Below are 17113 nucleotides of genomic sequence, written 5' to 3'. Positions count from 1 at the left end.
TATATTGAACCCAGAAATTTAGTAAAGGCACATTTTTTTTCTGTCCCAAAAAAATTCACAGATATCGTATTCATGCGTATGAGGGTGTGTGAAGAAGATTGTCCGAGCAGGGGAGTCTATAAAATAAGGTCTGTGATAAAAGTCATATGGAAAATCAATATATGGTGTATTATACTGGATTTATATCACTATATGTGGTGTATCGTCATAATTTACTCTTATAGTGAAAATGGAGCTTTATACCGGGGAGGTTGAATGTAGCGATGAAATCGAACCAACGATCGTACCAATTAGAAGGACTTAGCGAAAAAATATTTCTGGACCGATACGCCTGGAAGGACGCTGATTCGAATCATGCCAAGGTTGGAGATGTGGTATTGGTATTAACGAAGGATGATCCGAAGTTCCCAACCAAGGAAGTGGGCGAAATCATAGAACGTCAGGGTCAGCTTGTACAGGTAAGGACTCGAAGCGGAGAGATCATCGAGACAAACGTGGAGAAATTGACACTCAACATAGAAAAAACACCGGAAGAGATGTGGGACCGTCTTGCCAAAGCGATGGCTTCTGTCGAATCCACAGCCGAGCAGCGGGCAACGTGGGAATCCAAGTTCCGCTCTGTGCTGGAAGATTGGAAGTTAGTACCCGGAGGCCGCATTGCTGCCGGTGCGGGGGCAAGCGATGAGTTAACACTTTTCAATTGTTATGTCATTCCGTCTCCGCAAGACAGTCGGGGTGGCATCATGAAGACTTTGACCGAGATGACGGAGATTATGGCACGTGGGGGAGGTGTTGGCATTAATTTGTCCTCTTTGCGTCCTCGCCGAGCGGTGGTGAAAGGTGTCAACGGATCATCCAGCGGTTCCGTATCGTGGGGAGGATTGTTCAGTTATACGACTGGACTGATTGAACAGGGTGGGAGCCGCCGGGGTGCGCTCATGCTGATGATGAATGACTGGCATCCGGATGTGCTTGATTTTATTACCGTGAAACAAACGATGGGGCAGGTGACCAATGCCAATCTGTCTGTATGTGTGAGCAACGCATTTATGGAGGCTGTCAAGCAGGACGGTGATTGGGACTTGGTTTTCCCCGATACAAACGATCCAGACTATGATACCGAGTGGAACGGGGATATGCAGCAGTGGAAAGCCGCAGGTCATTCGGTGGTGCACTATCGTACACTGAAGGCTCGCGAAATCTGGCATACCATTATTGAATCAGCCTGGAAATCGGCAGAGCCTGGTGTGGTATTCATGGAGTACTATAACCAGATGTCCAACAGCTGGTACTTCAATCCGATTATCTGTACTAATCCGTGCGGGGAACAAGGCCTGCCTGGCTGGGGTGTATGTAATCTGTCTGCCATTAATCTGTCCAAATTCTACAATGAAACAAATCATGATGTGGCATGGGATGAACTGGCGGAAACCACTCGCATCTCGACTAGATTTTTGGACAATGTTATCGATGCAACACCATATCATTTTGAGGAAAATAGACTGAATCAGCAGCGTGAACGCCGGGTTGGGCTTGGCACAATGGGACTGGCAGAGCTGATGATTAAGCTGCGTATTCGATACGGCAGTCCTGAATCTCTTGTTTTTCTGGATAAACTGTATGGATTCATGGCGAAGGAGGCCTATCTGGCATCGGCAGAGATTGCAGCAGAGAAGGGAGCTTTTCCAGCTTTCGAAGCTGAACCGTATTTACAGAGTGGATTCATGAAAAACATGGTTGCGACGTACCCTGAAGTGGGAGAGGCCATCCGTAAACAGGGCATTCGAAATGTCACACTGATCACACAAGCGCCAACGGGAAGTACAGGTACGATGGTGGGCACATCAACAGGTATTGAGCCGTATTTCGCCTTCAAGTATTTCCGTCAAAGCCGTCTAGGTTATGATGAACAGTTCGTACCGATTGCACAAGACTGGCTGGATGAACATCCGGGTGAAGCTTTACCAGACTATTATGTGACGGCGATGGATTTGTCGGCTGAGAATCACATACGGGTGCAGGCAACGATTCAGCAATGGGTGGATAGTTCAATCTCCAAGACGGCTAACTGTCCGGCTGATTTCACAGTGGAAGATACAGCAGAATTATATGAACTAGCCTTCGATCTTGGCTGCAAGGGAGTAACGATATACCGTGATGGCAGCAGGGATGTGCAGGTGTTGTCCACGTCGAAGAAGGAAGAGACTCAAGGTGAAGATCAGAACACGGCGGAAGCTGAAGAGAAGACAGTCGTATCTGCTATAGAAAACCCGAATAATGCTGAAGTACAGGCAAGTGATGGAACTTCCAATAGCCAGGTTGGTGTTAGAACGCATTCTTCTGATCAAGCCCCGTCCTCTTCTACAGTACTGGATAAACAATACAGAAGCCGTCCTCAAGTACTGCGCGGTGCGACATACAAAATCAATACGCCATTTGGTATGGCTTACATTACGATCAATGATCTGGAGGGAACCCCGGGTGAGATCTTCCTGAACGTGGGCAAAGCGGGATCGGATGTGTTTGCCATGGCTGAGGCACTCGGTCGAGTATGCTCTCTGTTCCTTCGATACGGAGATCATGGGCACAAGGTGGAACTGTTGATCAAACATCTCAAGGGAATCGGTGGTTCGGGAGCGATTGGTTTCGGAGCCAATAGGGTTGAATCGATTGCTGATGCAGTCGCCAAAGCATTGGAAAGTCATGTACAGAGCGATGTGCAGGAGAACAAAACTGGAGCATTACAAGAACAGAGTCAAGTGGAGAGCACGTATCCAAAAGTGGAGGATCAGAAAACCTTTACCGAATCGAGAGATTTATGTCCTTCATGCGGCTCGGCATCCCTGATGAATGTGGAAGGATGCAAAACATGCAGCAACTGCGGGTACAGTAAGTGCAATTAAATATCTTTTGAAAAAAAGAGCAAAAGAAAGGCATTCCTGACTCCATCATGAAGTCAGGAGTGCCTTTTTGTCATTTAGCTAACTAACACCAATCCTGGCATCGATCTGCAAGTGACTGCAATTCATTAAATACAACACCAGCATGGTAGCCGTCGCACACGGCGTGATGTAACTGAACGGATAAGGGAAGATATACTTTATCGTTCTGTTGTACATATTTCCCCATCGTGAAAATAGGCAACAAGTAGGTTCCCTCATTGTAAATATTCAGATTAAATCCCGTAAAGTTCACCCAAGGAATACTGGAAACGGGAAAAGTATTTGGCGGTTCATTGGGTTTGGCAACAAATTGTTTGTGATCTTTGTAATTCTTCATATCTTCCAGATAACGAATGTGGAACGTCTCGAAATCTTCATGGAATGCCGTCCAGATCGTTGAGAAACTTTTGTTGTCCTCATGAAAAATCGTATAACTCGGAGACATTTCGTCCCAATAGCCCAATCTCCCCTCGGCGTCAAAACAAGTTCGAAATTCCCTGTGTGCATTGACGACCGTAGAGATCATATGAATAAGAGCCGGATAGAACTTCAATCCTTTAAGCTTCAGTTCGTTGATCAATAGAGTGATATCCAGATTAGCAGTTATGCTGTAGGTACATCTGACCTGATTCAAGTAGTGGTCAAAGTATGGCTTTCGATCCCACTGATCTAACACGATTGAATTAAACATAAGTTATAACCTCCTAAATTTGAATATTGTCTTTTATTTAGGAGGTATATTTGACTGATTTGACCATATCCTATCACATTCCCAGTATCGTATTTTTAGAAATTGATCCATCTCAGTATAACATGATACTGAATGTGACGCTTATAGCGAAATTGTCTGCAAAACGCTGTTTCAACCTGTTTCATTCCATTATAATTAAAGTTGTCTTTATAACGAAGAAGAGAGGGGATTAGATGCGTCAGCCGATAGAAGAACCCATATTTTATTCTTATCCTGGAATGGTAGCGGTGGTGACTTCACGTCATGAGGGAGTCCAGAATATGATGGCGTCCGGATGGCATACATACATCGGATCATCACCAGGCGTATATGGCATCTCGCTTCGTAAGGAAACATACTCCTATGAACTCATTGAGAAGAGTGGCGTATTCGGTGTTCATTTCCTGCCAGGTCATCGATCAGAGTGGATTCAAGCTGCAGGAACGTTCAGTGGGAGAGATACGGATAAATTCACAAGATTCGGCATTCCGTATGAGGAAGGAATCAAGGTAAGTGTACCCATGTTGACAGACGCTTATTTTGCTTATGAATGCAAGGTTATGGATATTACGACATATGGTGACCATGAATGGATTGCAGGCGAAGTGTTGCAGCGATATCAGGATCAGAAGTACTTTCTGGAGAATGGAATGGTTGATCTGGAGAAGTTGCAAATCCCAATGTACACAGGGCGTTCAGCATACCGGATCATGGATGCGAGGACAGAAGAAAAGATTCACCCGTTCCACCTCTAGGGTCCTAGGCAAGAAGAAGCAATTATGAGCAAAACTTTCAATCCGGTCTGACATAGGTTTATAATGGATATTGGCTGCTGAGCAAGTCGGCAGCCTTTTGTTATGAATTCAATTGTTTCAATCGATGTGTGCGTGGGTATGCTGGTTTGCGCAAGTGAGACAGGTAATTTTAGCCACTCGATGAAAAGTACTATATTTAACGACAAAATTAGAGTATGATTTTACAGCTATATGAGCTGGCAGGAAAGGTTACATCGGTTTAATCGTTTGTAACTATTCCTGTAAAGTATGAGGCTTATTTCGGGCGTATAATGCTAAACGTGAACTCACGAATGAATATAAAGAATATTTTAATAATTAAACTTAATGGACAGGCAACTCGTCTTCTTTAAGATTATAGAATTCACACAGAATGTCGCATCATCGGATAGTGCTTCGAACAGAAGCTTTTCTTATGCTGTAAATGAAAGATGGAAGGTGCAATACGTATGTTAATGACAACCAGAACGATCAGGAGTTCCTTTATGCCCCCAACACCGATGTTGTTGACTCACAGTAACAAGGAGGGGCATGCATGTCACAATCGTTAAATCGTAAGAGACATATGAACGGACTTGACGGCTTGCGAGCCATCGCTGTACTTGCGGTAATCGCGTATCATCTGAATTTGGATTTTATTCCGGGCGGACTGCTCGGTGTAGGTATATTCTTTGTTCTCTCGGGATATTTGATTACAGATATTCTCGTGTCACAGTGGCAGGAACATGGACGCATTTCACTCGGTGATTTCTGGGTAAGACGGGTAAGGCGTTTGCTTCCAGGCATGCTGACCATGACAGCTGTGGTGATGATCTGGTTGGCCTGTACAGACCCATCCCGGCTTGCTGCACTTCGTGGTGATATCGTTTCGGGTGTATTATACATAAGCAATTGGTGGTATATCTTTCACAACGTTTCCTATTTCGAAAGTTTTGGCCCTCCATCACCGTTTGGACATTTCTGGTCGCTGGCTGTGGAAGAGCAATTTTATCTTATATGGCCTCTTCTACTGATCGCAGCAATTGTAGTGTTCAAAAGAAAGGGATGGCTGGTCGTTTTCATTGTCGTCGCAGCGGAATTATCTGCTGGCGCAATGGCCATCATGTATAATCCGGATTTGGACCCGAGCCGTGTATATTATGGAACAGACACGCGGGCATTTGCACTGCTTGCTGGTGCTGCTCTTGCCGTGGTGTGGCCTAGTCGCAAGCTATCGAACTCTCTGTCTGGCATGAACCGGCTTGTGCTCGATGTGTCGGGACTTGCTGCGCTTGCTTTGTTAATCTACATGATGCTGAACAGCAGTGAATATGATCCGTTTCTGTATCAAGGGGGCATGGTGCTTCAGGCTATCGCAACAACGTTGCTGGTAGCGGTGTTGGCTCACCCATCGTCTTTCCTGGCACGTATCATTGGTGCGAAGCCATTACGCTGGATCGGAGAGCGATCCTACGGATTATATCTGTGGCATTATCCAGTCATTATTTTAACCAATCCCGCGGTGGATACGGGAGGAGCACATCCTGTACGCATCATTTTACAGGTTGCTGCAACGGTTGTACTGGCCTCATTGTCCCTTAAATATATTGAAAATCCGATTCGGTACAATGGATTCCGTGATTCTTGGTCCCGATTATGGGGAAGAGGGCGGTCATCAATCGGTATACGTAACGTATGGTGGAAGAGGGCAGGTCTGTTGATGACGATTCTGCTGTTGTCCTATACGGTATCTCAGATGATGGTCTCCCATGCAGCGAACTCCGATTCCCATTCGGTATCGATGTCCAACACATTAAATGGAGAGAATTCCGTAGCGGAGGAACAGGGACAGGATGTGTTGCCGGCTATTACAGGAACGTCAGGCTCTGGCCAAAAGAACGATGCTCATACCCATAAACCGGAAGCAGGAACGAAAGATGATCCGGGGAAAAATGAGAAGCCAACAGGAGAGTCTGCTCCAGATTCAAAACCTGACGAACAAGACAATTCAGTGAATGCTGGCAAGGACGGTCAGTCTGAAGATAAGCCGACTGATGACTCCGTGACTAACGAGAATGATACACCAGATGACGCTGGAGCGAATCAATCCGATAATACGGATCATGCGGATGATGCACCTGATTCATCTCAGGACAATGAAGAAACGGCTCCTCCTGCCGAGGATGGAAAGGTTCATTATACCGTTATTGGAGATTCGGTGATTTTGGATGCAAAACCGTATCTGGAGCAAAGTATATCGGGAGTGTATGTGGACGGACATGTTGGTCGTCAGATGTGGCAGGCAGGCGATGTATTGGAAGGTCTGAAGCAAAACAACCAAATGGGCAGCAAAGTGGTGCTGGAGCTCGGGACGAATGGTTCCTTTAACTCCAAAAACTTGAATGCTGTGCTTGATTATCTGAAGGATGAGGATCGGGTATATCTGGTTACTGTGCGCGTACCTCGTCCATGGGAACGAACGGTGAACAGGGCGTTGAATGAGGCAGCATCCAAATACAGCAATGTCTCGTTGATTGACTGGAACAGTGCAAGTGAGGGACATGACGAATATTTTGAAAAAGATGGCGTACATCTCACTACGCAAGGGTCCGAAGCTTTTGCAGAACTGGTGAAAAACAGTATCCAATAATACGCAATCCATATTTAATACGATTTAGCACTCATTCATTATATATAGCCTGGGGTGAAGCAGCCGACGGCTGCAACAAGAAAGAGCTCTCATTGTGAGGGCTCTTTTTATATGTTATGAACAATAAGTCAGCAAAGTAAATTCCAAACAGGGGAACCGATATTTTTCACCCCTGCATCCGTGGATCGTCACCTTACGGTATGATAGCGTTACCATTTACAATAAGTGTATTCAAATCGCCGAGGGGGATTATAGAGATGTTGAAAAAATGGCTTTCAGGTTTCCTGGCAATAACATTGTTCTCCATTATTCTGGCTGGCTGTGCTGGCGGGGACACTTCAGAAGGAGGCAGCGGCAATGACAAAGTAACCGTCACACTCTGGCACAACTGGACCGGACAGGATGCAAAGGCAGTTGCGATGCGCAAAATTATTGAAGATTTTCGCGCGGCGCATCCAGATATTGAAGTTGTGGATGAAGGCCTGCCAACAGATGGTCTCAAAACCCGGCTTCGTACGGTGGCCGCTGCCAACGAGATGCCAGACCTGTTCGTGATGTGGCCGGATGCCATGACTAAGGAATTTGTCAAAGGGGATCTGTTACAGCCCATTAATGCAGAGCTGGACGCAAAGCCGGAGTGGAAAGATAACTTTATCCCGAATGCACTGGACGGATACACTGTGGACGGGAATATCTACTCCGTGCCGATGAATCTGGCGCCAAGTTCATTCATCTATTACAATGAAGCTCTTTTCAAGCAGTACAACGTAAAAGTGCCTGAGACCTGGGCGGAACTGGAACAAGCGATTGCTACTTTTAATCAAAATAAAGTTATCCCCATGGCACTTGGCAACAAGGCCAACTGGGTAGCTCAATCAACGATATTCAGTACACTGGCTGATCGGATTACCGGTACAGACTGGTTCCTGAAAGCGGCAGCACAAGATGGTGCAAGTTTTACCGATCCGCAATTTATTGAAGCCTTGAACAAGATGCAGGAGCTTGGCAACACCCAGGCATTCCAGGATGGATTCAACAGTATCGATGAGACACAGATGATGCAGCTTTATTTCCAAGGTAAGGCAGCGATGGTCATGAACGGCGGATGGGCCTTGGCAAATCTGGTGAACAATGCACCTGAAGAGGTGTTGAACAACACCCATATTACGATTCTTCCTCCAGTGGACGGAGGTCAGGGTGAACCAAGAACAACATCCGGTGTTGTGGGAACCGGGTTGGGTGTAAGTAAAAAGCTGAGCGGCGCACAAAAAGAGGCAGCGATGGAGCTGTTCTACGCGCTGGCAGGACCTGATGGTCAGAAGGCCACATTGGATAGCAGCACATTGGTGAGTTACAAGATTGATCTGGACAAAACCAAAGCACATCCATTGTTCGTAGAATTATATGATCTAATGCAGGAAGTGAAGATCACGCCAGTATACGATTCCAAGCTGGGATCGGCAACGGTTGAGGTTATTAATAATGCGTTGCAAGAGTTGCTTATGGGCGGCAAGGCGGAAGACATCGCAGCCAAAATTCAGGCGGCTCAAGCCAATGCAGTTAGTCAGTAATCATTCGTTAGAACCCCTTCCCGGCAGGGGAGGGGTTTTGAGTCTGGACGAGATAGTCAGTTGCAAGTTGAGAAAGGCATTCATTCAAGGAGAGGAAGCGAACAGATGAACGCACTGCGAAGTCGGCGTTTTATTATGCTGGGGCTGGCCCCGGCAGTCATCATTTATGCATTGTTTGTATTTGTACCGGTCGTATGGTCGGCATACTACGGTTTCTTCAACTGGTCCGGCATCGGCGCATCCAAATATATTGGTATGGATAATTACGTAGAGATCTGGCATGATCCTGTATTTTGGCGGGCACTGAAAAATAACGTTATCTTTGTGTTGGCATCGGTCTTTGGACAAATTCCGTTAGCGCTGATGTTGGCGGTCATCTTACACAAAAGTAATCCATTACAGCGGTTTCTGCGCTCAGCCGTATTTCTGCCGATGGTGTTATCCACTGTCGTTATCGGTATGATCTGGCAGTATATCTATCATCCGCAGATCGGGATATTGAACTTTCTGCTGGACGCTCTGGGGCTGGAAAGTTGGAAGCTGCAATGGCTTTCCGATGACAAGATTGCCATTTTCTCATTGGTACCACCGCTGCTCTGGAGCTTTGTTGGGTTGTATCTAATTATCTTCATCTCGGCGTTGCAGAATATTCCAGGCGAGATTCATGATGCTGCCAAAATAGACGGTGCTTCAGGAATCCGGAAGCTGGTATCGGTCTCTTTGCCCATAATCTGGGGTACGGTTCAGGTTGCAATCATTCTATGTATTTCGGGTAGTCTGAAATCATTCGATCTGGTCTACATCATGACCAAAGGGGGTCCGGCACATGCGACGGAACTGCTTGCAACGTATATGTACAATTCAACCTTTACAACATATCGATATGGTTTTGGTAGTGCGATCTCAACAACCATCGTACTGATCTCCCTGCTGCTGATCGGAACAAGCCAGTGGCTAACCAGTCGCAAACGAAAAGAGAATCAATAGAGAGGAGGGGCTATCATGCGCGTGACACCTGTATCCATGCCATCACCACGAAGCAGCTCGGGTCATCCGATTCGTCGCCTACGTAGCGGAATTGTTTGGACGCTGCTAACGGTCTATGGTATTTTAACATTGTATCCGTTCTACTGGCTCGTGATTAGTGCATTCAAAACAAATGAAGATTTCTATAGCCGGCCCTTTGGACTGCCGGAAAACTGGAATGTTGCCAATTTCAGCAATGCATGGGAAAGCTCCAGGCTGGGGACCGCTTTTGGCAATTCACTAATCGTATCGGTGGGATCACTTATTCTGACGCTGTTTATTGCAGCGCTGGCTTCATTCATCCTGGCTCGTTTCCAGTTTCGCTGGAAAGGGTTAATCATGACCTTCTTTGTTGTTGGTATGCTCATTCCGATCCATAGTACACTTGTCCCCTTATTTATTTTAATGAAACAGATGTCCCTGCTGAATACGTACTGGGCCTTAATATTACCTTACACGGCTTTTGCATTGCCTACGGCTATTTTTGTGCTTACTGCTTATCTGACAAGTGTTCCACGTGATATTGAAGAGGCAGCTTTTATTGATGGAACAGGACTTTGGGGGCTGTTTACCCGGATCATGTTACCCATGTCCGTACCTGCGTTGTCTACGGTTACGATCCTGAGTTTCCTGCATGCGTGGAATGACTTTTCATTTGCGCTTGTATTCATCAACAAAACCGGATTGAAAACGTTACCGCTGGCCATTGCGAACTTTGCGGATGGATATCAGACGGATTACGGATTAACGCTTGCTGCCATGACCCTGTCGGTCATTCCAACCATTATTCTGTATCTTATATTCCAGGAACAGGTTATGAAAGGCATGACCGCAGGAGCTGTTAAAGGGTAAGCGAAAGCGCATCCAGAGGAGGAGAAACGTTTGGCACGCTGGCTCACATCTTCGTTACAAAGGAAGCTATCGGTCGTCGTGACGGCTTCAATGATTGTGCCATTGCTGGCCTTGGGCCTGTTCGCCTTTCTGATCTCTTCCCGCATCACAGAGCAAAAAACAAAGCTGTCCGGCATGGATATGCTGAAACAGGTAGAAGCAAATCTTCGTTATATGCTGCAGGATGCCGAGAATCTCTCCATTTTCCTGATTGGAGAACGGGACATCCAGCAGTATCTTAGCCACAATGAAGATCATGAGCTGGACCGGGTGGATATTCTGGGCAGGATGACCAATCTGGCTGCTTCCAAGAAATATATCGCCAACATCGCCATATATCCGGGACGTTTTGATGCTACATTGTCAACCGCTACCTGGTATGAATCCAATGAATCGAACCTTTCGTATCCCTCTGTTCCCAGTGGTGAAGCAGCAGTCAAACAATGGACTGGAGTATACCCGGTGCAGAATTACGCGGGTATTCAAAATGTGATCACATTGGTTCGGCCGATTCGCAGTATCCATGATTATCGACCCATCGGCTGGTTAGCCATTAGTCTGGATGAGAAGGCCATATCAAAGGGATGGGCCGCTCTGGGATTAGGCAGAGGGCAAGGCAGACTGGAGCTCATTGGCAGTTCTGGAGAGATTCTGTCTTCGATGGACAAATCCCGGCTTGGACTTAAGCTGGAAGGTGTCGAACCAGGGATTTCGACGTTAATTCAGGATGGTGGTAGCGGAACCACCACGTATGGCAGTGGTGACGATAAACGGACGTTGCTCTATTATCCGGAAGAATTGACGGGGTGGACGTTGGTTGGAACGGTTCCTTATGACCAGTACAAGTCGGAGAATCGGTACATTCTTATTCTAACTGGCTGCGCCGTTGCCATGTCTGCTGTGATCAGTGCTGGCTTGGTCTGGTTTACGGTGCGGCGTGTGACGAGGCCGCTTCGTGTGCTTACCCGGCATCTGTCCCGAATTGATCCGGAACGCCCGCTTCCTTTGTTTCGATCTGAAAGTGATGACGAGATTGGCAGGCTTGGGGAGAGTTACAATCTGCTCGGTGCACATATTCAGTTATTGAAGGAAGAGGTTATTCGAGGTGAAGCTCGCAAAAAAGAAGCGGATCTTCGAGTGCTTCAGGCACAGATTAACCCGCACTTCCTATATAACACGCTCTCTTCAATTCATTGGATTGCCTTGATGTCTGAAGAGAAGCGGATCGCGGATATGGTTGAGGGCCTGAGTGATTTTCTGCGTATCAGCTTGAATAATGGTCAGGATTACTGCCCTGTGGAACAGGAGATTGCTCATATTCGCCATTATGTGCGTGTGCAGTCGATTCGTTTCCCTGATCAATTTGTGTTGCATTATATCGTAGATCCAGCGCTTGAGAAGCGAGTGATGCTGAAGCTATTGCTGCAACCGCTCGTTGAGAACGCCATGATTCATGGCATTCAGCCCAAAGCAGGCGTAGGCACCATCACCATAATGATTCGTAAGGACCCGGATAATGAACAGATGAATGTGCTGGTGCTGGATGATGGTGTTGGCATGGAGCCGGACAGACTGGAGCAATTAAGGATAAGTATTAGGGAATGGAAGGGAAAACAGCCGGAAAAACAGCTAAACCAAGGCGGTTATGGGCTCTGCAATGTAAATGAGAGACTGCTGCTCCATTATGGAGCGGATGCACAGCTTGAAGTAGACAGCAGGGTTGGGGGAGGTACCCGGATTTCGTTTTCCATTCCAATCTTGGAGGGTTCGCCATGAGACTATTAATTGTTGATGATGAAGTGATTATCCGTACAGGGCTTGCCAGCGTTATCGCTTGGCATGACCTCGGAATTGAACTTCTTCAACCTGCTGCCTCGGCAGAGGAGGCGTTAACACGCATGGCTGAGGAACGTCCACATATCCTGATGACGGATATTCGGATGACAGGCAGATCAGGGCTGGAACTGGCAGAAGAGGGTCTGCAATTGCTACCTGAGCTGGAGGTCATTATTTTGTCCGGATACGATGACTTTTCTTATGCGCAACAGGCGATTCGCCAAGGCGTTACAGATTATCTGCTCAAAACAAGCAAGCCGGAAGAGATCATCAAAACCGTATTACAGGCCAAACAGCGAATCACGGAACGTTGGGCAGAGAAGTCCAGAGAGGGCCAGCTTATGCGGGAGAATCGGGAGCGGTTATTTGCTGGATGGATCATTGATGGTGACACCGCTTCGGGCTATTTTCCTTCATTCTTGCGATCTGATGCTGGAAAAGAGGCAGGGGTTGGTGGCCTTGATGATGAACAGATTCTCAGACAAGTCATTATTCTTCGAGCGGAGGGTTGGGATCGATCCTCGGATGCGCTATTACGATTTGCGGTGCAGAATACTCTGGAGGATATGTTACCTGGTGCCATTGCTCATGTAGAGAAACAGCAAATTATTTGTGTAGTTTCATGGCCGCCTGTGGAACATGAAACTACGTTCAGGCTGGAGAGTGCATTACGTCGGGTGGAGCAATTACTGAAGTGCACCCTGCGCACAGCCGTAGGTCTGCCTGTGCGTGGATATGCAGATCTGCACGAAAGCTACAGAACTGCTTCAGCTGCATTCCGATATCGGGGTTTGATAAATTACAAAGTATGGCATTATGAGCACGTTCAGGATCGCCAAGGCGGTAAAACTGTACTTACGCACGAAGAGGAGACCAGACTTGGTACAATATTGCTGGATAATGATTCAGTCACGTTAACGACATGGACGCGGGAACTTGTGGCTAATCTTGTTACGGAACCGGAGGTCACACCAGAATCGTTCAGTGCTTGTTTGCACTCAGCCGTCATTGCAGGTCATCGCTGGCTGACTCGCACAATGCGAGCCACAGGGCATGAAGAACCCGCAAGGCTCGAGCCCTGGTTGCCGGAACCGGATGCTGAAGCTGGTGACCTCGGGGATATGCTGTTCCATCATCTGTATGGTCTGATGCATGTCTATCATAGCCGAATGGGTCAGGGACAGGCTGCCCATGTGCAGAGGGCTATCGGTTATATTGAATCTTCATTGGCGCAGGATATTAATCTGCAGCAGGTAGCTGGACATGTTCATTTGCATCCGGGTCACCTCAGTGAACTGTTTAAAAAAGAAATGGGTGTGACCTTCGGAGATTTTGTCACCGATATGCGTATACGAAGAGCGATGGATATGCTCGCGGTGTCTCCAGCGAAGGTCAGTGAAGTCGCTGCCATCAGCGGTTACGAGGACGTAAAATATTTTAGCAGGCTGTTCAAAAAACATACGGGCAAAACCCCGAGTGAATATCGCGAGGAGGCAATGTCGTTTAAGCCTTCGGGAAGTTAGAAATGAGGAGATTGGGAAACATGTCTTGCATTTCTGCAAACGTTTTCGATATGGTATTACTCAGAGATATTGGAGAGTGAGGGCATACTGATGAAGACCCATAGTTCAAGTCAGGATTTATCGGGACAATGGAAGATACAGCATTTTGAAGTTGGAGAGAAGCGGGCAATGGATGTGGCAGCTGCTGCACTGGATGACCGTTTCTGGATTGGGGCTGAAGTGCCTGGCGATGTACACGCTGCACTGGTTGAACGCAGTATCATTGATCCGCCCTATTACGGACATAATGATGCCAAAAGTCGCTGGATTGAGCAAAAGGAATGGTGGTACCGCACAACCTTCAATCTGGTGAAAGATGCAGAGACCGAGGAGCACTTTGAATTGGTGTTCGAAGGATTGGATACGTTTGCAACGGTATATGTCAATGGCCATGAAGTTGGGAAAACGGCCAATATGCTTATGTCACATACGTTTAATGTGACGTCTCTGGTACGCAGCGGCTGGAATGCGATTGCTGTCAAGTTTGATCCGCTTCACCTGCATCACCGGGACAAAGAAACCTTCGACTGGTCCTCGTATACGAAGGAACGACCATGGTTGCGCAAAGCAGCGATGAACTTTGGCTGGGACTGGGGGCCACGCATGGTTACCGTGGGGATCTGGGGCGCTGTACGGCTGGAAAAACGAACAATCGCCAAGCTGGAAAGTGTGTATGCCCGAACGGAATCAGTCAGTACAGAGCTTGCTGTATTACATGTCACGGCAGATGTGAAGTCGGTCTTGTCTTACCGTAGCAGACAGAAACGTGAGCAGGCTTTGGTTGCGACCTGTAATATTCGTCTGTTGGATCGGAGCGGACACGAAGTGGCATGTGCCACTGAACTACCTCTAGAAGGTGGGAAGGCAGACACCACATTAAACGTTACGTCACCTCAGTTATGGTGGACTCATGATCTGGGTGAGCCATACCTGTACACACTGGAGGTTACATTGTACGCAGATGGCGTTGAGGTGGATCGTTATAACGAGCCTTATGGGTTACGAACAATTGAGCTGGTTCTTCACAATGAACAGGGTGAGGATGCATTTACTTTTATTCTGAACGGAGTCAAAGTATACGCCAAGGGTGCCAACTGGATTCCGGCTGATCATCTGATTGGTGCCATCCCAAACTCCCGGTATCGTGAGCTTGTGGAGCTTTCGGTGGAATGTCATATGAACATGCTGCGTGTCTGGGCTGGTGGTATATATGAGAAGGATGTCTTCTACGATGAGTGTGATCGGCAAGGGGTGCTGGTGTGGCAGGATTTTGCATTCGCGAACGCATTGTTCCCGGATTTCAATCGTGATTTCATGGATAATGTGCGGCAAGAGGTAGAAAATAATGTCTTGCGCCTGCGTAACCATGCCTCGCTTGCCATCTGGTGTGGGAATAACGAGATTGACTGGCTCTATGATATGAAGTCGGCGAGTGGAGATATTACCAGCCCGTTCTACGGTGAACTTATCTATCATGAGCTGATCCCTGAAGTGCTGGAGCGATTGGATCTGTCTCGTCCGTACTGGCCTTCTTCGCCGTTCGGGGACAGCAACGGTCAGGATGCGAATGACCCGGATGTGGGGGATCGTCACAACTGGCAGGTATGGCATGGTTCGGTCTATCCAAGGAGGCATGGAGAGCCGCCGCTGCTGGACTACAGTATTGAAGGTGTAACGTTCAAAAATTACAAAAACGATCATGCGTTGTTCAGCAGTGAATTTGGTATGCATGCCTCGGCCAACCGTTATACGCTGGAGAAAAATATGCCTGCAGGGCAGTTTTACTGGGGCAGTCCGGAGATGGCCTATCGTAACAAGGATACCAATCACCAGAAAGGCATTTTGCTAATGGAGGGTTATACAGGGATTCCGCAAAATATAGAGGAATACATGAACTATTCCATGCTGACTCAAGCAGAAGGATTGCGCTATGGAATTGAACATTTCCGACGTATTAATCACCGTAACAGTGGTGCGCTTGTGTGGCAATTGAATGATAGTTGGCCAGGGACAAGTTGGTCCATGATTGATTATGAACTGCTGCCGAAGGCATCCTTTTATTATGGGAAAATATTCTTTCATCCTGTCCTGTTGTCACTGGAGCATGAGCCGGGGGAGCCGCTTGCGTTGTGGGTTGTGAACGATACACGTGACGTCTTGAAGGGGGAGCTTCGACTCAATGTCTATGCATTGAATGGAGAGAAGATCTACTCCAGCTCACATGCTGTTGAGGTAACATCCCAATCCTCACGGTGTATTGCTGAATTAACTGAAGTAGAGGTGTTAAAGGGCAGACGTGCGGAGGAATTAATGGTTGAGTTGGTATCCGAAGGGTTTGCGGCACCGAGCAATCGATACTTCTTGCGTGATCCCAAGGATGTGACGTTGCCAGAGTCGCAATTGAGCGTACATGTGAACGAAGAGGAGCAGTCTGTAACGGTTACGGCCAGTGGAGCGATTGCACGATTGGTGAAGCTGGAGCTTCCCCTTGGGCGTGTCCGATTCAGTGACAATTATTTCGATCTGCTCCCCGGTGAGAGCCGAACAGTGAGACTACGTCACCCAGAGCAAACGTCTCTGCCACTGACAGAACTTCGAGTTAGTGCCATGAACGGCAGGGAAGGATAAAATAATAATAGACTTCGAATCTTATTCGAGGTTCAAGGTGGTAATCCTGAGCAGGGATGCCACCTTTTTTACTTTTGCAGCAGGGTGAGTTCCCGTCGTTGTGTCAGGTGGTTTAGTCCTTATTCCACAAGCGAAACTTCCAATCGGGTTCACATCTTGAATCATTAAGGTTAGAATGATATAGAGAAATCGTTTTCAAAGGAGGTGGATTCATGTCATTTGTCTTTTACCCGGAGATGGTTATATTCATTCTGATGTTGATCCTGCTGATTATTGGTATTGTATATATCGTTCGTAAAAGCAAACAAGTATTGCGCCGCTTAAGCAATCTGGAGAAAGCAGTATATGAAAAAGGTAACATCTCATCCTATCCGCAGGACGTTGATACTGTACAAGAAGCACCCAGAGAAGACACGTTTGCTCCACGCAAACGAAAATGAAGATACGGAATTACATAAAAAAGATAAACCAACAAACCAAACAGCCGATTCTTCTCTATGAGGA

11 protein-coding genes are annotated in these 17113 nt (G+C 47.1%); 10 read left to right on the top strand and 1 reads right to left on the bottom strand.

Annotated elements, in window-relative coordinates; translation table 11 throughout:
* The first annotated feature begins 263 nt into the window (after positions 1 to 263).
* The gene (locus tag AC6CIF_RS02165; protein WP_498197642.1) at positions 264 to 2903 is read left to right on the top strand and encodes an adenosylcobalamin-dependent ribonucleoside-diphosphate reductase; all 2640 of its coding nucleotides are present in this window, start codon (positions 264 to 266) and stop codon (positions 2901 to 2903) included.
* An 82-nt stretch (positions 2904 to 2985) separates the two neighbouring features.
* Here the strand turns inward: AC6CIF_RS02165 and catA are convergent, their stop codons facing one another.
* Positions 2986 to 3633, bottom strand: coding sequence for a type A chloramphenicol O-acetyltransferase (gene catA / locus AC6CIF_RS02160; RefSeq protein ID WP_340903547.1), 648 nt, complete (start codon positions 3631 to 3633; stop codon positions 2986 to 2988).
* Positions 3634 to 3866: 233 nt separating this feature from the next.
* Here catA and AC6CIF_RS02155 point away from each other — a divergent pair, with 233 nt between their 5' ends.
* From AC6CIF_RS02155 to AC6CIF_RS02115, 9 genes are all read left to right on the top strand, one after another.
* Positions 3867 to 4427, top strand: coding sequence for a flavin reductase family protein (locus tag AC6CIF_RS02155; protein ID WP_498197640.1), 561 nt, complete (start codon positions 3867 to 3869; stop codon positions 4425 to 4427).
* A 574-nt stretch (positions 4428 to 5001) separates the two neighbouring features.
* A complete protein-coding gene (locus AC6CIF_RS02150; RefSeq protein ID WP_498197639.1) occupies positions 5002 to 7095 on the top strand; it encodes an acyltransferase family protein in 2094 nt (697 codons plus the stop codon).
* A 257-nt stretch (positions 7096 to 7352) separates the two neighbouring features.
* Positions 7353 to 8666 carry an extracellular solute-binding protein gene (locus AC6CIF_RS02145; RefSeq protein ID WP_498197637.1) on the top strand — a complete coding sequence of 438 codons (1314 nt, stop codon included), beginning with the start codon at positions 7353 to 7355 and terminating at the stop codon, positions 8664 to 8666.
* 105 nt (positions 8667 to 8771) lie between these two features.
* A complete protein-coding gene (locus AC6CIF_RS02140; RefSeq protein ID WP_036609591.1) occupies positions 8772 to 9653 on the top strand; it encodes a carbohydrate ABC transporter permease in 882 nt (293 codons plus the stop codon).
* Positions 9654 to 9689: 36 nt separating this feature from the next.
* The gene (locus AC6CIF_RS02135; protein WP_164783106.1) at positions 9690 to 10544 is read left to right on the top strand and encodes a carbohydrate ABC transporter permease; all 855 of its coding nucleotides are present in this window, start codon (positions 9690 to 9692) and stop codon (positions 10542 to 10544) included.
* A gap of 30 nt (positions 10545 to 10574) precedes the next feature.
* The gene (locus AC6CIF_RS02130) at positions 10575 to 12359 is read left to right on the top strand and encodes a cache domain-containing sensor histidine kinase (protein WP_498197635.1); all 1785 of its coding nucleotides are present in this window, start codon (positions 10575 to 10577) and stop codon (positions 12357 to 12359) included.
* Positions 12356 to 13942, top strand: a complete 1587-nt coding sequence (locus AC6CIF_RS02125; protein ID WP_498197633.1) for a helix-turn-helix domain-containing protein — start codon at positions 12356 to 12358, stop codon at positions 13940 to 13942. The genes AC6CIF_RS02130 and AC6CIF_RS02125 overlap by 4 nt, the downstream gene beginning before the upstream one ends.
* A gap of 90 nt (positions 13943 to 14032) precedes the next feature.
* A complete protein-coding gene (locus AC6CIF_RS02120; protein WP_498197632.1) occupies positions 14033 to 16609 on the top strand; it encodes a beta-mannosidase in 2577 nt (858 codons plus the stop codon).
* 212 nt (positions 16610 to 16821) lie between these two features.
* A complete protein-coding gene (locus AC6CIF_RS02115; RefSeq protein WP_498197630.1) occupies positions 16822 to 17049 on the top strand; it encodes a hypothetical protein in 228 nt (75 codons plus the stop codon).
* Positions 17050 to 17113 lie beyond the last annotated feature (64 nt).

This window comes from Paenibacillus sp. GQ49 (assembly GCF_059759055.1).
Note: the sequence above shows the minus strand (reverse complement) of the source record. Positions and strands in the feature narration are given on the sequence as shown.